General features: G+C 57.5%; 13 protein-coding genes. 4 read left to right on the top strand and 9 right to left on the bottom strand.

What is annotated here, in order from left to right; translation table 11 throughout:
* Positions 1 to 22: 22 nt before the first annotated feature.
* From ACTQ3V_RS00700 to ACTQ3V_RS00690, 3 genes are all read right to left on the bottom strand, one after another.
* Positions 23 to 3,763, bottom strand: coding sequence for an S-layer homology domain-containing protein (locus ACTQ3V_RS00700; protein WP_441465814.1), 3,741 nt, complete (start codon positions 3,761 to 3,763; stop codon positions 23 to 25).
* 174 nt (positions 3,764 to 3,937) lie between these two features.
* The gene (locus ACTQ3V_RS00695) at positions 3,938 to 9,190 is read right to left on the bottom strand and encodes an S-layer homology domain-containing protein (protein ID WP_441465813.1); all 5,253 of its coding nucleotides are present in this window, start codon (positions 9,188 to 9,190) and stop codon (positions 3,938 to 3,940) included.
* Positions 9,191 to 9,255: 65 nt separating this feature from the next.
* On the bottom strand, positions 9,256 to 11,619 hold the full coding sequence (locus ACTQ3V_RS00690) for a helix-turn-helix transcriptional regulator (RefSeq protein WP_441465812.1): 2,364 nt from the start codon (positions 11,617 to 11,619) through the stop codon (positions 9,256 to 9,258).
* 288 nt (positions 11,620 to 11,907) lie between these two features.
* On the opposite strand from ACTQ3V_RS00690, the gene ACTQ3V_RS00685 reads away from it, so the two are divergent.
* Positions 11,908 to 12,693 (top strand): MerR family transcriptional regulator, encoded by a 786-nt coding sequence (locus tag ACTQ3V_RS00685; protein WP_441465811.1) that lies wholly within the window; start codon positions 11,908 to 11,910, stop codon positions 12,691 to 12,693.
* A 44-nt stretch (positions 12,694 to 12,737) separates the two neighbouring features.
* Here ACTQ3V_RS00685 and ACTQ3V_RS00680 read toward each other — a convergent pair whose 3' ends face one another.
* From ACTQ3V_RS00680 to ACTQ3V_RS00670, 3 genes are read right to left on the bottom strand one after another with little or no spacing between them, the layout of a single operon-like run.
* Complete coding sequence (locus ACTQ3V_RS00680; RefSeq protein WP_441363939.1) at positions 12,738 to 14,789, bottom strand: NlpC/P60 family protein; 2,052 nt, start codon at positions 14,787 to 14,789, stop codon at positions 12,738 to 12,740.
* A 6-nt stretch (positions 14,790 to 14,795) separates the two neighbouring features.
* Positions 14,796 to 17,132: a VirB4-like conjugal transfer ATPase, CD1110 family gene (locus tag ACTQ3V_RS00675; RefSeq protein WP_441465810.1), complete on the bottom strand. Its 2,337-nt coding sequence runs from the start codon at positions 17,130 to 17,132 to the stop codon at positions 14,796 to 14,798.
* The gene (locus tag ACTQ3V_RS00670; protein WP_441363941.1) at positions 17,125 to 17,478 is read right to left on the bottom strand and encodes a PrgI family protein; all 354 of its coding nucleotides are present in this window, start codon (positions 17,476 to 17,478) and stop codon (positions 17,125 to 17,127) included. Before ACTQ3V_RS00670 ends, ACTQ3V_RS00675 begins: the two co-directional genes overlap by 8 nt.
* A 102-nt stretch (positions 17,479 to 17,580) precedes the next feature.
* Between ACTQ3V_RS00670 and ACTQ3V_RS00665 the strand changes: the two genes are divergently transcribed.
* Positions 17,581 to 17,919, top strand: coding sequence for a hypothetical protein (locus tag ACTQ3V_RS00665; RefSeq protein ID WP_441363942.1), 339 nt, complete (start codon positions 17,581 to 17,583; stop codon positions 17,917 to 17,919).
* A gap of 1 nt (position 17,920) precedes the next feature.
* Here ACTQ3V_RS00665 and ACTQ3V_RS00660 read toward each other — a convergent pair whose 3' ends face one another.
* The gene (locus ACTQ3V_RS00660; RefSeq protein ID WP_441363957.1) at positions 17,921 to 18,766 is read right to left on the bottom strand and encodes a VirB6/TrbL-like conjugal transfer protein, CD1112 family; all 846 of its coding nucleotides are present in this window, start codon (positions 18,764 to 18,766) and stop codon (positions 17,921 to 17,923) included.
* A gap of 90 nt (positions 18,767 to 18,856) precedes the next feature.
* Here ACTQ3V_RS00660 and ACTQ3V_RS00655 point away from each other — a divergent pair, with 90 nt between their 5' ends.
* Together ACTQ3V_RS00655 and ACTQ3V_RS00650 are read left to right on the top strand one after the other, a co-directional pair.
* On the top strand, positions 18,857 to 19,129 hold the full coding sequence (locus tag ACTQ3V_RS00655; protein ID WP_441363943.1) for a type II toxin-antitoxin system Phd/YefM family antitoxin: 273 nt from the start codon (positions 18,857 to 18,859) through the stop codon (positions 19,127 to 19,129).
* Entirely contained in the window at positions 19,116 to 19,418 is a 303-nt protein-coding gene (locus ACTQ3V_RS00650; protein WP_441363944.1) for a type II toxin-antitoxin system RelE/ParE family toxin, read from the top strand. The genes ACTQ3V_RS00655 and ACTQ3V_RS00650 overlap by 14 nt, the downstream gene beginning before the upstream one ends.
* A 48-nt stretch (positions 19,419 to 19,466) precedes the next feature.
* Here the strand turns inward: ACTQ3V_RS00650 and ACTQ3V_RS00645 are convergent, their stop codons facing one another.
* Together ACTQ3V_RS00645 and ACTQ3V_RS00640 are read right to left on the bottom strand one after the other, a co-directional pair.
* Positions 19,467 to 19,793 carry a formate hydrogenlyase gene (locus ACTQ3V_RS00645; RefSeq protein WP_441363945.1) on the bottom strand — a complete coding sequence of 109 codons (327 nt, stop codon included), beginning with the start codon at positions 19,791 to 19,793 and terminating at the stop codon, positions 19,467 to 19,469.
* Positions 19,790 to 21,523 carry a VirD4-like conjugal transfer protein, CD1115 family gene (locus ACTQ3V_RS00640; RefSeq protein ID WP_441363946.1) on the bottom strand — a complete coding sequence of 578 codons (1,734 nt, stop codon included), beginning with the start codon at positions 21,521 to 21,523 and terminating at the stop codon, positions 19,790 to 19,792. The genes ACTQ3V_RS00645 and ACTQ3V_RS00640 overlap by 4 nt, the downstream gene beginning before the upstream one ends.
* Positions 21,524 to 21,545 lie beyond the last annotated feature (22 nt).

Here is a 21,545-nt window from a genome sequence, read left to right as displayed (position 1 = left end):
GACCGCTGTTCTCATTGCTATGTCATTTGCTCAGATAGCTGCGGTGCAGGAAGGTTACGATCTGCGCACGGGTGCAGGTGGCGTTGGGGTCGAAGAGGCCGCCGCCCACGCCGGCGGTGATGCCATTCTCGATGGCCCAGGCCACGGCGTCGGCATAGTAGCTCTCAGCGGTAACATCGCTGAACGCGATGTCATCAGAAGCCGTGGGAGACCCGGCTGCGCGATAGAGGAAGGTCACGCTCTGACTGCGGGTGCAGGTGGCGTCGGGGCTGAACATGCCATTGCCGGTTCCCCCCGTGATGCCGTTCTCCAATGCCCAGGCCACCGCCTTGGCGTAGTAGGCGTCGGCGGGAACATCGGAAAGGTTGCTCAAGCCCTTGGGCTCAGGGGACCCGGCGGCCCGCCACAGGAAGGTGACGATCTGGCTGCGGGTGCAGGAAGCGTCCGGAGAGAAGGTGGTGTCGGAGGTGCCGCCGGTGATGCCCCGGGCGGAGGCGAAGGCAACTGCGTCGCCGGCCCAGTGGCTTGCGGGTACATCGGAGAATTTCTTGGCGTTGTCCATGACCTTCACAGTGGCGGAGCCATCCAGGGTCAGCGCCACGCCGGTTTTGGTGGGAATGGAGGTCTTGACGATCTCCTCGGTGCCATCGGCCTTCACGATGACAGCCACAGTGCCGGGAGTGACCTTCTCCACGGGGATCTCCACCTTGACGGAGCCGGTGCTCTTGGGCACGGAAACCTCCACGGCGGGAGCGTCCCCGGTGGTCTTGACAGCGGGAACCTCCACGGGCAGGGTCACGGCCCCGCCGGTCTTGCCGGCTTCCTTCGCGGCAGCAGTGGAAACGGTGGACTTCACTTCGGTTACGCTGCCGTTCTTGTCGGTGACCACGGTGCCGGTGGTGCCGTCAGCGGTCTTGTTGGTCTCGGTGACGGTGCCGTCCTTCTTGGTCTCCACAACGGTGGTACTGCCGTCGGTGTTCTTGGTGGTCTCGGTCACGGTGCCCGTCTTCTTGTCGGTCACGGTCGTGGTGGTGGAGCCGTCCGGGTTCTTCTCCGTTTTGGTGGTGGTGTTGGAGGAGGAGCCGCCGGAGGAACCGCCGCCGCCGGAGGAACCGCCGCCGCCGGAGGAACCGCCACCGCCGGAGGAACCGCCGCCGCCGGAGGAACCGCCGCCGCCGGAGGAACCGCTGTCACCGGAGTTGCCGCCGTTGCCGCTGTCACCGCCGTCACCGGGACGGGAGACTACGGTCAACGTGCCGTTTTTATAGATGATGTTATAATTATCGGTGATATCTTCGAAGGTTTTACTGTCTCTGATTTCTCCAATTTCTTTGGTGAATTTGATGGTTGCCGTTCCGGGCTTCGACATATCCGGCTGGGTTTCATAGCCCAGGCTGGGTTCCTTTCCTATAACGTGGGTGGATAGAGCAAAGCCTTCGGCGGTATAGCTCAGCTTTGGAGCAGGGTCACCCACATAGGCGGTCTTATCTTCGGCACGTACAATGACATCCTTTTTGCCGATAGAGAAATCCATGGACGTACTTCCCGTATAATTTGCGACATCTCTGACAGAGATGGTCACAGTGTAGTCACCGGCATTGGTGGGTGCTGTGTAACTGCTGTACGTTGTGTCCTTTCGGCCGGAGTAATAATGCAAATAGCCTTCTTCATAGTTGTCGTTGTTGCTCACTGTGCCTGTATAGCCTTCCTGGGGGAGCCCGTTGTAGGTCAGATCGGAGGCGGCCTCTACGCCTAGGATGGTCACCTCGGATCGATTGGGATTGACTAATCGGAACTGGAGATCGAAAGTATAGAATTTATAGGGACAGTAATCCTGACCCAGATCGGATACGACAGGAATCTTGATTACGCCTACATGGCTGCTATTCACTGAAGAAAAGGACTTTGCTGTAAAGGTAAGCTGATTGTTCTCCAGCTTTATATCACCATTTAAGTAAGTAGAACCCGCGAAAATTTTAGGGGTGTCATATTTCAAATTTTCGTGGAGCTCGGCAGGGTCGGGCAAATCTATGGTCATAGTCACACCCGTATTGGGTACCTCCACTTTTTTAAAAAGGTAGTTAGAATTGGTTACAGGGCAGGGGGCTATCTCAAAAATTCCCATAGCTGTGCCCACATAGCCCTTGCTTTCTATACCCTCTGCGTAAACATAGGCTTCACCCGGCAAAGCATTATCGCTATAGCTGATGTCATAATTTTCGGGATCTACCAGTGTTTGTCCGGAAGCATCTTTTAACCAGACTTCGATTTCAGGCTTTACCTCTCCGTTGGGAATACATTCCAGAGGCTGCGGATTCAAAATCTTGACTTCCGCCTTGTCGAGACTGATTTTTCCGTCATTGGGCTGTGAGGAAGCTTTCCAGACAGCCTTGTTGCTTTCGCCTTCTGCAAGCACAAAGCTCATGTTCGGCTGGCTGTCGCTGGGAGCCAGAAGGAATGTGGCCAAAGAAGAACCGTCGGCGATGATGTAGGAATTGCCCTCGACGGCATTATTCCAAGATACGTTTGTGTCACCTTTAAATCCGCCGAGCGCTACCATGGTTACGCCGGAGGCCTGACCAAGAATATTCAGCTGCTGGTGGGGGAGACTGGTGCCGGCCTTGAGGGTAAGCTTGGCAGGATTATTTTTTTCGCCTCTTGGTATTGAGGTAAAGGATTTTACAGTGAGATTGTTCGCGGTATTGTCGGGGAACTGGCTCTTGAAATTATGCAGTTCCAAGGTCTGACCGCCGTACACAGTAATGTCCGTGAACAGGAAGCTTTCTTCCGATGTGGTATTGAAAGAGAATTTGCCATTTTCGATCTCCAGACTGGAAATATCCTTGATATCCTTTGCTCCTCGGGAAGAGGAATCATTGGAGTTGTACGTCACTTCTGCATTGGTGGGACCGCCGGTGGAACCGTCAATGTCGATTTGTTTGTTGGCAGTTCCCAACATGAATTGCACCCCGCCTGTTACCTTATATCTGGAAGGATCGGTCACCAGAGTGTCACCGTTTGCCTCGCCGCTGGTGTTTCCGCGAACTTCCCGGGCGCCGCAGGCATAGATGGCACCAATGGTGCTGTCTTGGCTTAAATCAGAGGAGAATACGATGTGGCTCTTTGTGAAGGTGTTCACGCCTTTTTTTGTTCCGAGATCGTTGACGGATACATCGGACAGCCCGCCGGCGTGAATCTCGCCTACCTCAACTTTGCCGGACAGCAAGATGTGTCCGAAATCACCTACAGGGGGCAGATCCTGCAGATTGGTATCGGACAGCCCGCCGGCAAACAGATGGGTGCTGAATCCTGTATTATCGGGTTTCGTTACATTTTTCATGGTCAGAGAATGACCATTGGCAATGATCCCGTTGCGGACAGGGTTTGAAAATCCAAGGGCCAGGTTGCTGAATGTGACATAATTGCCCAAGATGATGCCTGCGTGGCTGATCTTCAAGATACCGCTGTCATCCCCTTCGATGGTGACTCCCTTGTCAATGATCAGCGGGATATCGGTCTGAGTCTGTTCGGTCACCACTGTACCGATAATATGAATCGTATCGCCTGTCTGCGCCTGCTCAAGGGCGTATTCAAGGGTTTTGTAGGGGGACACTTGGGATGTGCCGAAGCCGCTGTTGTCCGTGCCGCTGTCGCTGACATAGAGATCTCTCATTTCTGCTGCTGCTGCCGCTGCCGGAAAGGCGGGCAGCAGGCTCAGGAACATGGCCAGAGCCGTAATGATGCTGAACAATCGTTTTTTCATATTATTTTCCTCCCGTGGTAAAAAATGTCTATCCCCGCAGGGTTCCCTGCGGGGACAGGGGGGTACCCCCCTGTCCAAAGCCTTTTTGCTGTACTGTTTTGTAAGATTATGTGATAAAAATTCCCTTCCGGAGCGGGCGTTGAGCCGAAAACCGGAATCAGGTTCGCCCTAAAATCACTTTGCGCTCCGATAGAGGAAGGTCACGATCTGAGCCCGAGAGCACTCATTGGCAGGTCCAAAGAGCCCACTGCCAATGCCGCTGGTAATGCCGTTCTGCGCGGCCCAGGCCACGGCGTCGGCATAGTAGCTCTCAGCGGTAACATCGCCGAACGCGATGTCATCAGAAGCCGTGGGAGACCCGGCGGCACGATAGAGGAAGGTCACGCTCTGACTGCGGGTGCAGGTGGCGTCGGGGCTGAACATGCCATTGCCGGTTCCCCCCGTGATGCCGTTCTCCAATGCCCAGGCCACCGCCTTGGCGTAGTAGGCGTCGGCGGGAACATCGGAAAGGTTGCTCAAGCCCTTGGGCTCAGGAGACCCGGCGGCCCGCCACAGGAAGGTGACGATCTGGCCGCGGGTGCAGGGAGTGTCCGGAGAGAAGGTGGTGTCGGAGGTGCCGCCGGTGATGCCCCGGGCGGAGGCGAAGGCAACCGCTTCGCTGGCCCAGTGGCTTGCGGGTACATCGGAGAATTTCTTGGCGTTGTCAATGACCTTCACGGTGGCACTGCCTTCAAGTTTCAGCGCCACGCCGGTTTTGGTGGGAATGGAGGTCTTGACGATTTCCTCGGTGCCGTCGGCATGGACAATGACAGCCACGGTGCCGGGGGTGACCTTCCCCACAGGAATTTCCACCTTGACGGAGCCGGTGCTCTTGGGCACGGAAATTTCCACGGCGGGAGCGTCCTCGGTGGTCTTAGCGGCGGGGACTTCCACAGGCAGAGTCACAGCCTCGCCGGTCTTGGCGGCTTCCTTCGCGGCAGCAGTGGAAACGGTGGACTTCACTTCGGTTACGCTGCCGTTCTTGTCGGTTTTCACCGTGCCGGTGGAGCCGTCGGCAGACTTGTTGGTCTCGGTGACGGTGCCGTCCTTCTTGGTCTCCACAACGGTGGTAGAGCCGTCGGTGTTCTTGGTGGTCTCGGTAACGGTGCCCGTCTTCTTGTCGGTCACGGTCGTGGTGGTGGAGCCGTCCGGGTTCTTCTCCGTTTTGGTGGTGGTGTTGGAGCTGCCGGAGGAGCCTCCACCGGAGTAGGACACCACATAGGGCGTGATGCTTCCGGTCAGGTTGTTGTAGTTGTCCGGGTCGGTGGGGGTATAAGTCCAGTTGTAGGCGGTGTTGGCTGTCACAGCGGTGTCGGCGGCAACGTCCCACGCGATGGAGCCGCCGGTCGGCGTGATGGTGCCGATAGCCAGCGCCGCGTCCGCCAGAGTCTTGCCGCCGGTGGTGATGGCGGTGTAAGCGGGCGTTCCGGTGGGGGTGGCCTTGTTGATGGTCACCTTGATGAAATCCTCAACCGTTTCATAAGTGTCCGTGTCCGCGGGGGTGAACACCACGGTCACACTGTCGCTGCTGTCCGCAACCTTCACGGGAGCCGCGTTCTTGAAGCTCCAACTACCGGCCACGCTGGCAGTACCGGTAATGGCGCTGTTCGGAACAGCGGAGCCGGTGTAGGTCACGGTGATGTCGTTGGCGTTGACCGTGGGAACATCCTTATCCGTCAGGGTAATCACCACATTGACGGTGGAATCCGCGTAGTTGGTGGAGGTGATCTTGATGGGCAGGGTCACAGTGCTGCCTGCTGCGCCGCCGGACAGGGTGAAGGTCACTTTACCGGTATCGGGTTCCACGTTCCAGCTGCTGACGTAGGTAATCTCTTCCTCAGTGCCCTTGGCATAGGCCAGGGTTCCGGCGTTAGCAGACATACCGGCGCGGCCGATGTCTTTGCTCTGCTGGGTGGTCACGGTGTACTTCTGGCTGACAGAAATGTTGTCCAGCGTCGGCGCGGCGGCCTTGCCGATGGTAAAGCTCTGCTGCGCTTCGCTGAAGGTGTAGTTTCCGGTCGTCTTTTCTGTGACCGTGATCTTGCCGCTGCCCGCGTTGATGTTGTCGGCGAGAACGGCGGTATAATCACTGTCGGTCAGAGCGGTGTCGCCGTCCTTCACCGTGAAGGCGGGCGTGATGGCGCTGCCGGTGAAGGTATAGGTTCCGCTCACTGCAATGGTGGGCGTGATGGACTTTTTGGCGATGGTGAAGTCCTTGGTCACGCTGCCGGTGTAGTTGGAATTGTCCTTGGCCGTGACCGTCAGGGTGTAGCTGTCGGCGTTGGTCTGCACATTGTTGGACACGTTGCAGGAGCTGGTGATATCCACTTCACCAAGCTTCACGGTAACCGTCTGGGTCTGACTGGAGCCGTTGTAGGTCAGCGATTCACCCAGCGTGACCGAAGCGTCCGCAATGGACCTGGGCGCGATGGTGACGCTGACCGAAGCCGGCTCGCTGTCGGTGTAGTTGCTGTCACCCACGACCTTGTAATAAACAGTATACGTTTTGGCATCGGTGCCGGTGGGGATGCCGGTGCTCCAGTCTGTATTATCCAGACTGTACTGCATGGTACCGTCCGCTGTAGTACCGGCGGTGACCAGCGCCTGCGCACTGCCGTTATAGACCAGAGTGTTTGCGGTGGGGGCGGTCAGCGTGGGAACCTGCTTTTCCCACAGGGCGGTCAGGCTGGTCACGTCGGCGGGGACAGTGCCGCCCGGCTCGTAGAAGTTGCCGCTGCTGTCCTGCCACTTGAAGTAGGCGCCGTCGTTCCCGGTGGGGCGGGTCAGGCCGTCGCTGCTGGGAGCGGTGTATGTCCCGCTGGATTTCACCGCCAAATTGACAGTAACAGCAGTAGCATCACGTCCCACATGGCCGCCGTTCAGGTCCAGCGTGACGGTCGTCAGCCCGTCAGAGCCCAGTGTGTCAGGGTTCAGGACTTCAAGCACGGGGCGGAAACCGACGTCCACGTACTGGTCCGTAGCAGTGAGGTAAACCCAGTAGCGGGCCGAACGGTACCCACGGCGCGCGCGATACGACGCGTCGCCAGAAAAAGTATCCTGTCCCCACGAAAACATTTCATTCCAGTTTTGGATATATTCGTCGTCCTTGTTCAGCATCGTGTCCCATTCATTGCTTTGGGGCACGCCGGGACCGGAATCGCCCGAGCCTGTAGAGTTACTTCCCGCAGACGGCGCACGCAGGGTATAGTCCACGCCGCCGGCGACATAGCCCTTGCCGAAAATCAGACCTGCGCTATTCAGGTCATCCCAGCTTACCGTATGCGTTACGGCATAGTCCGCCACAAACAGGCTGTGGGCGTATTTCTTCTTCTGTGCATATTCCTCGGTGGTTGCCATCGCAGACATGAGCTTGTAGGCTTCTATCGTTCCGGCATAAGTAAAGGGAACATAGTGCAGGGCGCTGTCCGGCAGATTGCCGTTTGCCGTTCCGGGAATTTTCTCGCCGGAGAGGTCAAAATAATATCTGCCGCCGGGAGTGAGGGAAAACTGCTCTGATAAAGTAAACTGCGCCGTGAGCTTGGTAACGTCCGCCGGAACACTGGCACCGGGGGCGTAGAGCTTGCCGTTGCTTCCAAGCCACACGAAGTAACTGCCCGTATCTCCATCGGGGCGGGTCAGGCCGTCGCTGCTGGGAGCGGTGTATGTCCCGCTGGATTTCACCGCCAAATTGACAGTAACAGCAGTAGCATCACGTCCCACATGGCCGCCGTTCAGGTCCAGCGTGACGGTCGTCAGGCCGTTAGCGCCCAGGTCGCCAGGGTTCAGAATTTCAAGGACGGGGCGGAAACCGACGCCCGGGTAGGAGTTCGTAACATAGCTGCTGTCCCAGTCGCGAGCCGAACGGTACCCGCGAACCGCACGGTACGGCGCGCTGCCAGAAGAAGCATCCTGCCCCCACGAATTTATTTCATTCCAGTTTTGGATATATCCGCTGTCCTTGTTCAGCATCGTGTCCCATTCGTTGCTTTGGGGCACGCCGCGTTGGGAATCGCCCGAACCTGTAGAGTTACTTCCAGCAGACGGTGCGCGCAGGTTATAGTCCACGCCGCCGCTGGTATAGCTCTTTCCAAAAATCAGATTCTTCTCATTCAGGGTATTCCAGCTTACATCATTCGTTACGACATAGTCCGCCACAAACAGGCTGTGGGGATATTTGTTCTGCTCTGCATATTCCTCAGTCGTTGCCATCTCCGATGTGAGCTTGTAGGCTTCTATCGTTCCGGCATAAGTAAAGGGAACATAGTGGAGCGTCGTATCCGGCAAGGAAGTCGCGCCAAGGATGTTTCCGGTGTTCACCGTGCCGGGAATGCTCGCGCCGGAGAGGTCAAAATAATATCTGCCGCCGGGTTTGAGGGAAAACTGCTCTGATAAAGCAAACTGCGCCGTGAGCTTGGTAACGTCCGCCGGAACACTGTCGCCGGGGGCGTAGAGCTTGCCGTTGCTTCCGAGCCACATAAAGAAGCTTCCTGTATCTCCGTCCGGGCGGTTCAGACCGTCGGACGCGGGCGCGGCAAACGTGCCGCCGTTTTTCACGATGATTTGAATATTCTTGGAGCTATTACCCAGCTTGCCGCCGCCAAGGTCAAGGGTAACGACCTTCAGTCCGTCAGACTTCAGTGTGTCAGGGTTCAGAATTTCAAGGACGGGGCGGAAACCGCGGTTCGCGTCCTGGTACGTAGCAGTGATGCAACCCCAGCCGCGGGCCAAGCTGTCCCCACGGAACGCGCGATACGAATCACCCTCCAGGAAAGTATCCTGCCCCCAGGAAAGCATACCGTTCCAGTTTTGGATATATCCGCTGTTCTTGTTCAGCATCGTGTCCCATTCGTTGCTTTGGGGCACGCCGCGTTCGGAATCGTCCAAACCTGTATAGTCTCCCACAGACGGTGCGCGGAGGGTATAGTCCACGCCGCCGCTGGTATAGGCCGTGCCGAAAATCAGACCCTTCTCATTCAGCTCATCCCAGCTGACGGTATGGGTCACGGCGTAGTCCGCGATAAACAGGCTGTGGTCATAGGTGTAGCCGTATTGCCCATCGGGGGAAGTCGTGCTTGCCGCCGCCTCTGAAGCGGTCTTTACACCGCTGGAGTTCTCGTTCAGCACATAAGCTTTCACGGTGCCCGCGTAGGTGAAGGGCACCCATCGGAGGGTCTTGTCCGGCACAGCGGCCGCGCCCTCACTGTTCCCTTCGTTCACGGTGCCCGGAATGCCCGCCCCGGACAGGTCGAACCAGTAGGTCTCGCCGAGGGTGAGACCGGAAAACTGTTCCGCCGGGGCTGCCTCCGGGTCCGCCGCCAGCGCCGCCGTGGGCAGCAGCGACAGGCAGAGCGCCAGCGTCATGAGCATACTCAATACTCGTTTTTTCATATTCTTCCTCCTTGAAAAATCGTCTTGCTTTTATATGGAAAACCGGCATCTGCCGGATGCTGTTTTTACAGGTCGTCCTGCACTAAATGCAGCTTTTTCGCGGCGGTTTTGGCCTCCGCCCGGCGCTTCACGTCCAGCTTGTCGAGGATGTGGCTGACATGGGTCTTCACGGTCGGCAGCTTCACGTCCATGATCCGGGCGATCTCCGCGTTGCTTTTGTCCGCGCAGAGCAGATGGAGAATTTGCAGTTCCGTGGGTGTCAGCTCCTCGCCGGGGGCAAGGCGGGGTTCGAGGAAATGGGGGTAAAACGCCGCCTGCGTCCGCACCGCCGCCATCAGCCGCTTGCGCCATGCTTTGTCACCGTCCCAGTCCAGCGCCTCCAGCAGCGGCAGCACCGCCGTGCCGTATACGCTGACGGTGCGGATGAAGCGGTACTCCGCCGCCGCGTCCAGCGCCGCCATCAATCGTCCGCGCCACCCCTCGTCCCGCTTGCGGTGCAGGGCAATGGCCGTCAAAATGTTCAGGTGAATCCCGTCGATGATGCGGGCGCAGTTTGGGATGTACGGCTCCAGCGGGGCAAGCGTCAGCAGCGCCGCGTCCGGCCTGCCGTCCGCCAGCTCCGCCATGGCCTGGGTGAGATATTGGTAGCGCCGCATGACGTTCAAATGCGTCGGCTCTCGGGGCGCTTTTTCCCGATACCACGCGTCCGCCGCATCGATATCTCCCGTGTGCAGCGAAAGGCGGCAGAGCATGGCATCCATGTTGGGGAAAAACCGGGTCAGGCCCCGCTCGGCAAAGCGTTCGCGGAGCACCTCGATGGTGCGCCGCGCGTCGGTGGGCTGTCCGTTTGCCAGCTGGCTGCGGGCCAGCAGACCGCTGATGGCGAACTCCATGTCCGGCGCGCCGCGGTTGCGCACCTCGTTGAGCTGCGGGAGAAGGGACAGCATCCGACCGGCGACGTCCTCGCCCTTTTCAAACTTACTCTCGGCGATGGCGCAGTCCACAAGACCCACGCCGTCCCGCCCCAGCACCGCCTCCACGGGGATGCGGAGGGTCTTGTAGAGCAGGTCGTCCTTTTTGCTCCACGGGGAGAAGTCCTTGCCGCCGTTCATGATGCTGGGCAACGCGCTGGTGACGGAGAAGGACGGCAGCGTCACTTCCTTGTTCATCAGCAGCCGGAACACAGCTGGGATGGTTTCCGTCAAGCCGTTCACGCCCCGCTGGGGCAGGGAGATGTCCAGCCACGCAAGGCGGCTGCGGGCCTGCTTCCCGGCGGCATCCTGTCTGCCGCAGTGTTCGGCAAATGCTTGCAGCTCGCCGTACCAGCGCTCCGAGCCTTCGTAATCCATGGCCAGCGCGCAGAGCATACTCATGCCCTGCATCAGCGAGGGAGAGGCGAGAATTTCCGCCTCCGGCAGACTTCGGTAGTATTTTTCCATCTCGGCATAGTGGCCCATGCCGGGGTGGAGTTCTGCATTGCGCACCAGCAACTCGGACACCTTGGAGTGGTCGCCGCCGCTGGTGTAGCATTCCAGCGCGCGGGCGTAGTCCTCCTTCAGCTCGTAGTAGAGCCCGCCGCGGCTGAGCAGCGCGCGGCGCTTTTCCTCTGTGTATTCCCGCTCCATCTCCCAGAGAAGGAACTCCCGGAAACCGGACCAGAAGTGATAGTGCTGGCGGTCGTCGCAGCGGAACATGGTGGTATAGCGCAGCAGCCAGTCCAGCAGGTCGCCGGCCCGTGGATCGCCGCTGACCATCCGCGCCATTTCCAGGTCGAAGCTCTCAAACGGCGCAAGCTCCAGCAGAAAACGGCGCACCGGCAGGTCAAAGCGCCGGTAGATGGCGGTCTCGAAGTAGAGAAACACCTCCCGGAACACCCGCGCCACGATCTCCGGCGAAAAATGCTTTCCGCCGGACAGATGCCGCGCCGTGATGGCCACGCCCAGTGGGTATCCGATGGATTCCTTCCGTATCCCGTCGATCTCACTGTCTGCCGCCTCCACGCCGTAAAGCCGGAGCAGCCGCCGCACATCGTCCGCATCAAAGAGCAGGTCGTCGGTCTCCAGCACCGTCATCAGCCCCGTGTATTGAAAGGCCATGAGGCTCCCCGGCGACGGGCCGCGGGAGAGCAGGACGAAGCGGCGCTCAGGGCAGGCGCGGATCAGCTCGCACAGGGCATTCCAGTCCTGCTCCTCCTGCATATCCTGAATGTTGTCGATCAGCAGGATGTCCCACGCATCTTCCAGAGAGGGCAGCGCAAAGCCGGTATCTGCCGCGTTCAGCCGCAGAACGGGCCGCCCATCCAACAGCGTATCGGCCAGCACTGTCTTTCCGAAGCCGCAGGGTGCGCTGAAAAAGAGTGCGCGGCCCTGCCGCAAAAAACGGTCAAACTGCTTCTCAACGGACGGTTTTACGATGATATTTTCCTGCAAGCGTTTCCCTCCCTTGCGCCAGAGTGGAATTGTCCCGTAGGGGAACCCTACGGGACAGGGGGGCGCGCCCCCCTGTCAATACCTCTTTCGACGAAATTGATTATAACTCAAGTTTATTATACAACCCCTGACGAAAATGTAAATCGTTCCAAAGTATGAGAGGAATGATTTTTGCAAATTGTCAATAACAATATTCCTATCGTAACCGTCAAAACCAGGGGCGGCCATAGAGAAAGCAAGGCTGTCGGAGTGCGGTGCAAGTCTTTTTTTGCTTTTTGAGGTAAAATTATGTCCAAAAATGAAGAAAATCTTTTTTCCATTGGGGAAATTGCCAAAGCGCTGGGCGTCACCCGCCGCATTATCCTCCATTACGAGGAGCGGGGACTCATTCAGCCCGACACCCGAAATACCGCCACCGGCAACCGCTATTACGGTATTGACACCTTCACTCTGCTGCGCAGTATCCGCAGCCTGCAAAACCTTGGATTGACGCTGGATGAGATCCGGGACTACTTCAACGACTCCGCCGACCTGCTGCCGCTGATTCAGCGGCTGGAAAAGATGCGCGATGAGCTGAACCTCAACATCGAAAAGCTCTACGAGCGGGCTAAGATCAGCTCTGAACAGGTCAAGGAGATATTTTTGCCGCCGCAGCTGGTGTATCGCCGCATCTATCCGAGCGGTTCCGTGGCCGAGCGCACCGTCCTGCTGCGTAATACGGCGCTGGAGGCCATGCGCTCCTACGGAACGGACATCACCCGGCGGATGTACTTCATCGAATATCCCATTGACCGTTCGGGAGAAGCCGCTTTCTGTGTGGCAGTTCCCGCAGGCAGCCAAGGTGAATTTGTGGTGGAGCTGCCGGAAGTGCAGGCAATCTGCATCTACCACCACGGAGCCTACGAGGAACTCCCTGCCGTAGGGCGGCAGCTTCAGGACCATGCCGCCGCCCACGGTCTAACGCCGCTTGGCACCCTGCGCCACACCTATCTGGAGGGCCCGCCCCAGCACAAGGACCCGAGCAAGTTCATCACCCAGGTGGCCCTGCCGGTGGCGGGAAATAGGAAAGCGTGACAGCATCAGAGAAAGACGATACCATGCGGAAACAAGAGGTATTTTTAATCGGCATAGTATGCAGGGCGGCTAATAGATGTAAAGCCGCTCTTTCCCGTCACAACCACATTGTTGTACCCGCTGGCGCAGTGGATGATAAGCACATTGCCGTTTCCGTCAAATCCACAGACAATGCCGACATGGCTGTCTCCCGGATAGAACACAAGGTCTCCCGGCTGGGCATCGCTCCATGAAATATCGGTGCAATAGCTGTGCTGACTGGACGCTCCACCGCCATGGCCGATGACATAACTGCCGCCAGACTGGTTGTAAAACACCCAATCGACAAAGCCGGAACAGTCTAATCCGAATGGGCGCATCGTTCCGGTCGTAGAGCTGCCTGCCGCCGTGACCTCCATAGGCGTACCCCAGCGAGAATCCCATCCAAGCACAAGGCTCTTTCCACCCCAGAAATAGTTGACCTTGCCCAGAAGCTGATACGCCGTCAGCACCACCTGCTTGCGCTCCTCGCTGATATCCGCAGGGAGTTTTTTCATGATCTCCGCAGCTTCCTTATCGCCGAGTGCAATATCCTGGTAGCTGCCGGTGAGCCGCATGAACAGTTCTTCATACTCCGGCTGCATCAGTTCCTCCAGCAGCTTCTTCTGTTCTGCCGTGAAATGGTATTCCTCCGCCATTTGCAGATGATCCTTGACTGTGACAGTGATGTGCAGGATGACGGTATCGCTTTCATCCTTGTCGCCTGAGATGGTTTCCACCCAATAAGAGATGGCGTTCATATCCCAGAAAATCTGTCGCAGAATATCCAGCTTTTCTTCCGTCAGCGTCGCCACCTCGTCCGGCGACGCTGCATCTGTCGTTGTCCGCACAGCATAGACCGCCAGCACATCCCGCCAGTTCGCCACCATAGCGGCGCTGCCCGCGTTGTCCATATCCAATTCGTCATAAGGGTTATCCACCTTGATCTGCTCGATGCGGTCTGTGAACTCCGCGTTCAGCATGGTCACAGCCTCCGGCATCGTATATCCGGTGCCGCTGTCCTCGCCGGAGAAGAAAATCCCAAACGGCGACGCGATCAGAAGCCCGATCAGGCAGATGACTAACACCATTGAGAGGACCGTGCTGCCGCCCGCCATCATCGCCGCCGCAAGGCTTCTGGCGGCGGACAGGATCGCCCGCAGCGCCCGTCCCGCCGCCTGGGATGCTTTCTGCGCGGTGGCCTGCGCCGCTTTCGCGGCTTGCTGATACCGCGTTGTCTGCACCACTGCTTCCCGTGCGGCATGGGCGCTGCTTTGCAGCATGACCGCCTGCTTCTGTGCGGACTCTGCGGCTTTCACCGCGTCGCCCGTCTTGCGTGAACGAGACAAAGTCGGTGATACTTTCCGTTCCATTGGCAGACTGTGTTTTCGCGCCGATTTTGGCAAGCTGGTTGCCGCCCGCTCTTTAATGTGAGGAGTCTGTGCTGAACGTTTCCTGTCGGGCATGGTGCTGCCGTCCCTGTCTGAATGCAAGGCTTGCGCCGTCTTGACCTGGTGCCGCGATACGGCTCGTTTTTGCACCGCCTGCCATCGGGCGGCTTTGCGCCCGCGTTCCTCCATAAATACTCTCTGCCCCTGCCGCTGCGGTTCCGCTGCCACTGTGACCTGTGTCTCTGTCTGTGCGCCGATATAGGCGTCTTTGGTCTTGATCTTGGCAGCTTTTTGCGCGGCGTTCTGACGCGCCTGCTGCCGTCCACGCTCCGCAGCGGTCTGCGGCTGCGAAACGGCAGAAGTGGTATCTTTTCCCTTGATAGCAGAAGGCTTTTGCTCTGTGGCATCGGCAGCAGGAGCGCCGCCCTCCGGTGGCTGCTCCTGCGGTTTCTTCTTCCGCTGCCGGGTGAGTTCCTTTTCTGCCCGACGCAGGCCGTGGGCGGCGGTATCCTCAACGGCGTCACCGCCGTACTCGTCTGCCTGCCCGTGCTGAGCCGTATCCCGCAGCTGCGTCCGCAGCCGCTCAGAACCATCGTCCAGACCTCTGTGCAGCAGTTCTCTGGGTGTCGATACCGCTTTTTCTTTGATGCGTTCAGAGAGCGTGGGTTTTTCTTTGATTTTTTTCATAGCACATCACGCAACAAGGTCGGAGGGGCGAGTCGTCATCATCTGATACAGCCTGGTGTGGCGGGGAAAACTGTCCACGAAAGGCACGATGGCGCTGCCACATTTGATGAGCCCCCGACCGGAGTCCACATTGGTGATGTAGGAGAGCTGATTATCCGAGATGTTCAGCAGGCGCGCCAGTTCCTCCCGGTCTGTGGCCGCCTGATTCAGCATGATGAGAAATTCTGAGTTTGCCAGCATGGTGCGGGCCGTATGGGACTGCAGCAGATCCTCGATATTCTGGCTGATCCCCGTGCCGCAAGCCTGATACTTTCTCATACGCTTCCAGAGGGTGAACAGGAAATTGGCGCTGTACTCATGCTGGAACAGCAGATAGATCTCATCAATATAGATCCAGGTGTTGCGCTTCAGCCCACGGTTGCGGATGATGCGGTTGAAGATGCTGTCCAGCACCACCAGCATTCCTACCGGCAGAAGCTGCTTGCCAAGGTCTCGGATATCGTAGCAGAGGATACGGGCGTTGGTGTCCACATTGGTGGGCTTGGCAAAGGTGTTGAGACTGCCGTCTGTAAACAGTTCGATGGCCAGCGCCACATCCTGCGCTTCCTTTTCCGGCTGGCGGAGCAGCTCCGCGTGGAAGTCCTGCAAGGTGGGGACCGCGCCGTGATACCCGCTGCGGATATAGTCCCGGTACACCTGCGCGGTGCAGCGGTCGATGACGGATTTTTCCTTGGCAGACAGCTTGCCTGCCCCGATGAGCTGTTCACAGAGGGAGAGCAGGAACTCGGATTTCAGCACCACGGGGTTCTCTCCGTCCCCGTAGCCCTGCTCCATATCCATGGCGTTGATATGGTTGGGCGAGGTGGCGGAGATGTTGATGACCTGACCGCCCAGCCCTTCGATGAGGGGCCGGTACTCCGACTCCGGATCGATCACGATAATATCGTCCTGCGTGGACAGCGCCAGAGACACCATCTCCTTCTTGGCGCTGAAGGATTTACCGGAGCCGGAGACACCCAGAATGAATGCGTTGCCATTGAGAAGCTGCCTGCGATCCGCTACGATAAGATTTTTACTGATGGCGTTCTGCCCGTAGTACACACCGCCCCGGTCCCAGATCTCCTGGGCCTTAAAGGGCATGAGAACAGCCAGCGCTTCCGTGGTCAGGGTGCGCAGTGCATCGATGCGGCGCAGGCCCAGCGGCAGCGCCGTCACCAGCCCGTCCGCTTGCTGCCAGTTCAGGGTCGTGAGTTGGCAGAGGTGCTTGCGGGCGATGGACTGGAGCGTTTCCGTGTCGCTGTCCAATTCCTCCTTGCTGTCTGCCAGATGTACCAGCGTCACCACGGCAAACATCATCCGCTGGTCGCGGGTGGTGAGATCGTCCAGCATCTCGCGGGTCTCCTTGCGCTGCTGCTCCAAATCGTAAGGTACAACGGCGGAGAAGTTATTGTTGGCGTTCTGCCGGCGCTGCCAGTTGGTCACATTGGTCTCCACACCCAGCAGGCGGTTCTGCATCTCCCGCACCGCCTCGTCGGTAGGGACAGGGATGATGTCGATAGACAGCATGAGACTTCGGTTCAGGCTGGTAAGCTCATTGATCATGGAATCCTTGATGTAGCTGGCATACTCCTTCAGAAACAGCACCCGGCCATATTTGCCGCCCATGATAAAATGGTCCTTTTTGAATTCCATGCTGTCCGGGCAGATGGCATCCTTGAAGGAGCGCCCATTCTTCATGTTCTCCCGGAGGTCAAAGCGGAACTCGCTTTCCTCTCCCACACGGTAGAAATCATGCAGGATGTGGAGGCGGTCTGCCGCATCCAGTTCCTCACAGTGGGAGTCCATGTGGTTCAGACGGGAAGCGGCGTCATGGACCGTGCGGTCAAAAAACGCACGGGCTTCCTCTACATTTTTCTTGTGGACGGACAGGGTGATGTAGCGCTCCTGCACCACGCTGTTGGACGAGTCCGTCACCTTATCCAGCAGCATGGCGTTGTATTCCTTACGCCCGCCGTCCAGATCATCTCCCTTGGTCGGGATAAGGATCTCCTGCTCAAAATTGCGCCGGTCCAGGCGCTTATTGTTGATGGTGATCTTCGTGGTGGAGCCGGTGTCCAGCGCGTTCAGCAGCTCGGAATAGCTGAGAAACATGGCTGTCTTATCCTCTTTCGAGGCGATGGCGTAGTTGATGTCGCTAAAACGCAGTGTTTTAGAATACTTGCTGCCAAATTGAAAGACCCCATCCGGCCAGATGCGGCGGATGGGGATGATGTCCTGTACAGATCTCGGAACTATAAATCTTTCTTTGTCCTGCTTCAGTGTATTTTGCAGAGTTTTAATCAAGCTTGAGTGCCTCCTTTATCGTTGAATTTTCCAAAACTTTGGCGTATATGTTGTCCGATTTGAACACGAGCCTGCGGGGAAACAGGAATTCCGAGCGGATATACGCAAGCAGAAAGCGTTCCAGCGTCATGCCGTTATACTGAAAAAAGCCGCCCAGGGCAAAGGGAAAGGCTGCAAGCACGCAGACCCAGCCGATCTCCCCATTCCCCAGCACAGGGCGCAGGCCGAAATATACGCCCACTGCCACGGCCACCGCCAGCAGTGCGAACAGCAGCTGCCGCAGGGACAGGCCGAAGAATAGACTCTCCTGGTAATTTCGTACTTCTTTGTTGATGCGGACCTCCAATGGATCACCTCCGATTTTTTCTGAGTTTTGCTGAACAGACTCTTGCTTTGTCTGCGCAGTCATGGTACTATGCCACAAACCCGATGAAGGAGGTCGTGACACATGATCGCTTTTTTGGTGATCGCCGGACTCGGCGTCCTGGCGCTTCTCTCCCGGCTGGCCGCGCTGACGCGGATGACCATCCCGCTTTTGTACACCGTGTCCATGCTGACGGTGTTCCACGGCTGGTATCGCGCCCATACCGTGCTGGCAGACCGCATCCTGTTCGTCCTTGTAGGGCTGGTGGCATTGTCCTGGCTGCTTTCGCTGATCCGCTTTGCCTGCGATTTTGTCACGCAGGCACGAGATGACGCTGCCGCTATGGAGTATTTCTCCTACCGTGTTCGCAAAGCCAGAGAGCGCGGTGAGGATACCGTCAGCACAGAGGGACTGTGGCGCTGAATCAGCCAAGGCCCATCAGTTCCCGGATGATGCGGTCGCTCATCTTGATCGCGCCCACCAGCACCAGCATATTGAAGATCAGCTCACCCACATAGTTCCACACGATGGTGGCTGCCGCCAGCGTATCGTCCGCGATGGCGGGCGGGGACGATGCAAAGGCAGAGAAGATCACACAAGCCAATACAATGATACAGCCCTCCAGACAGATGGCGGCATAGCTTTTCAGAAAGGCTACGCCAATACTGCTGGAGGGCTGTCCCGCAAAGCTGGCCAGCGGGATAGGCGCGATGGCCGTGGCGATGTAGAGCTTAAAAAAGCGGCTATACACCGTCAGGATCATCACGAGGGACAGAACCCAGATAAAGAGCGAGCCCAGCAGCGTCACTGCCCACAGCGGGATGGATTCGATAAATCCCACATCCTCGATGATGCTCACCAGTTCATCCGGTAATGTGGTGGCAGTCATCGCCGTCAGCCCGGAGGAATCCATGATGGTCGTCACCATGCCCTGGGCAACACGAAACGCGCCGGTCATCAGCTCCATGCCCCACGACACCGCCGCCTGCGCCAGCACAAAGCGGATGAAGCATTTGAAGGCCACCTCCGGCTTCTTCATCTCGGTGAAGCTGCCGCAGGTCTTGACCACGCCCATTACGAAAAACAGCACCAACAGCGCATACCCCACAGCTTTTAATCCATCGTTGATATTCACGATGACATTCCAGACACCGCCGCCCTTGAAGGACTCCGGCGAGGTGCTGATGAGCTGCCAGATCTCTGCCAGCCTTCCGTTCCACATTTCCAGCGCAGAGTTCAAATTGTCTACGATCCAGTTTCCGCTTCCGATCGTTTTCACCTTCTTTCTTTGCTCAGAATTCGTATTGATATTTGCTCATTATTTTGCTATACTATGATTAAAAACAAGGGGGTGCATAGTATGCCAAGTATTCGTCCAATTTCCGATCTTCGCAGCAATGCCAATGATATCTCGGACTTCTGCCGCCAGACTCGTGAGCCCGTTTATATCACCCGCAACGGCACCGGCGATATGGTAGTGATCAGTATGGAGGAGTATGAGCGCCAGCAGGCACTCATTGATCTCTATGGAAAGCTGGCCGTGGCAGAACAGGAGATTGCCTCCGGTGCGGAGGGCGAGGATTTCCTGACGCTGGCTAAGAACCTGCGGGAGCGTGTCCATGGAAACGTATAAAATAAAAATCTTTCCCACCGCCAAGCAGGACTTGGAGGAAGTGATTGGATATTTGAACACGCTATCTCCGGATGCTGCGTCGAAGTATTATGACTTGCTGGTCGAAGAGATCGCAAGTTTATCCAAAATGCCAGAACGCTGTCCGAAGCCGAAGGATCTGGCGCTGGCTGTAAAAGGCTACCGCTATCTCATCGTCAAAAATTATCTGGTGTTCTATGCCATTATTGGCGACACGGTGCAAATTCGCAGAATTTTATATGCCCGCAGAGATTACAGCGCATTGCTGTGAAGCAGATGGCGGAGTGCATTGAAAACGATGCACTCCGCCGTTTTTCTTTCAGCCAGTAATCAAAGTAAGGATCTCCTTCGTAAAGGTAATGACGATGCCGCCTGCCACCGTCAGCATACCGTTGGCGCGCTGGGAGGGATCGTGGCTCTTGAGAGACAGGCCCACCTGCAAAATGCCGAAGCCCAGCAGGATGAGGCCAATGGCGCGGATCAGAGAGAAAATGAAATCGGACAGGTTGTTGACCACCGTCAGCGGGTCGTCTGCGGCCAGTGCGGGAACAGCGGTGACCATCATCACCATCGCAGTGCAGGCAAGGACGGCGTAGATGCGCTTTGCCTTTCTTTCAAAATTCTTGTTATTCAAATCATGTTTCATGCTGCAGCATTCTCCTTTTCATTGTCAAAATCAGTTTGGAACAGCGGCTCTCCCGGAATGGGAGGCTCCGCCGTCCCGTGGTGGATGTAGGGCGGTCCGCCGCCATCCATCGTATAGCGGATGGCGGGATGCTCCACGAGCTCATACTTTTCGTCCATCACCGGCCGTGTGCCGCGGATGAACAGGATGCAGTACCGGTTATCCAGCATCCGCACCTCGTCCGGCATCAGCAGTTCTCTGCCGCTCATCTGGAAGTTGGTGGAGTAAGACCCGGACCGCCCTTTGGTCTGCCCGTGGGTCCTGGTGTCAATGGTGGACTTGCCCAGCGCCTCGGAAATGTACTTGTGGGTGCTTGCCTCGTTGCCGCCGAGATAGAGCAGCGTGTCCGAGTTGCCGGGGATAGTTTCCCACGAGTCCTTATACAATTCCTTGATTTGCGCCATGTTCTGGATGATGGTGCTGCAGGAGATGTTGCGTGAGCGCATGGTCGCAAGCTCCCGCGGCAGCCCCGGCAGATTGACCGATGGCGCTTCATCCAAGATGAAATGCACATGGCAGGGCAGCGCCCCATGGTGGATCTGGTCGGCGCAGTAGTAAAGGGTCTGGAAGATCTGGGAGTACAGCAGGCTGACGAGGAAGTTGAAGGTCGTATCATTATCCGGGATGACGGCGTACAGAGCGCACTTTCGCTCTCCCAGCGTGTAGAGATCCATGTCATCATGGTCGGTGATGGCTTTGATCTGCGGCAGATTGAAGGGTGCCAGCCGCACAGCTGCAGACACCAAAATGCTTTTCGCTGTCTTGCCCGCAGCCTGCTTGAAAACCTTATATTGCCGCAGGGCAACGCTTTCCGGGTTTTCATACTCCATTGCCCGGAACAGCAGATCCAGCGGGGAGACATACTCATCATCGTCCTCCTTCACTTCGGCATATTCCAGCACGCGCATCACCATGGAAAAATTCTGCTCGTATTCCGGCGCTTCCTGGAACAGCATGAGGATGATGGCCTGCAGCAGTGCTGTCTCGGACTTCGACCAGAACGGATCGGACTCGTGACTGCCCTTGGGCGTCGTTGCCTGGATCAGCGTGTTGACCAGCTTTAGCGCGTCTTTTTCATCCCGCAGGTAGCGGAAGGGGTTATAGCCATCCGACTGCGACAGATCCACCAGATTCAGCACTCGGATGTCGTATCCCTGCCGTTTCAGATACCCTCCGGTGGCGGTCAGCACCTCCATCTTCGGGTCTGTGATCACATAGTTGCTGTTTGCTTCCAGAATGTTGGGCTTCACATAGCCGCGCGTCTTGGCGGCGCCGCTGCCGCCAATGACCAGCACATTCAGTGAGCGCCGGTGCTTGTGGGTATCCAGCCCCAGCCGCACATGGCGGGTGAGGATCTTGTTCTGCTTCTGCCGGAACTGCGCGTTGAGCTGCCGGGGCGAGCCCCATGCGGCGGAGCCGTGTTCCTCGCCGTCCCGTGTCCTGCCCTGTCCGGAAGCATAAAGACACAGCCCCATGAGATACGCGCCGGTGCAGACAAGAATGGACAACAGGCTCTTGTCTGTCCATTGGATCTGGAAAGGCCGTTCCAGCGCGGCAGTTAAGTTTGATAGCAGCTCCGGCAGACCGCCGCCAAGGGACTGGGCGATCAGCAGCGCCGCCCATACCACAGGGATATAGAGGAACAGGGCAAGTACCAGATCCGTTGTTTGGGATGTCTTTTTCAGCCGCATCACCTCCTGCATAAAAAATACG

The sequence above is a fragment of the Candidatus Agathobaculum pullicola genome (genome assembly GCF_052117205.1).
Classification (GTDB): domain Bacteria; phylum Bacillota; class Clostridia; order Oscillospirales; family Butyricicoccaceae; genus Agathobaculum; species Agathobaculum pullicola.
The sequence above is the reverse complement of the archived record's forward strand: the minus strand, read 5'-3'. Positions and strand labels throughout refer to the sequence as shown.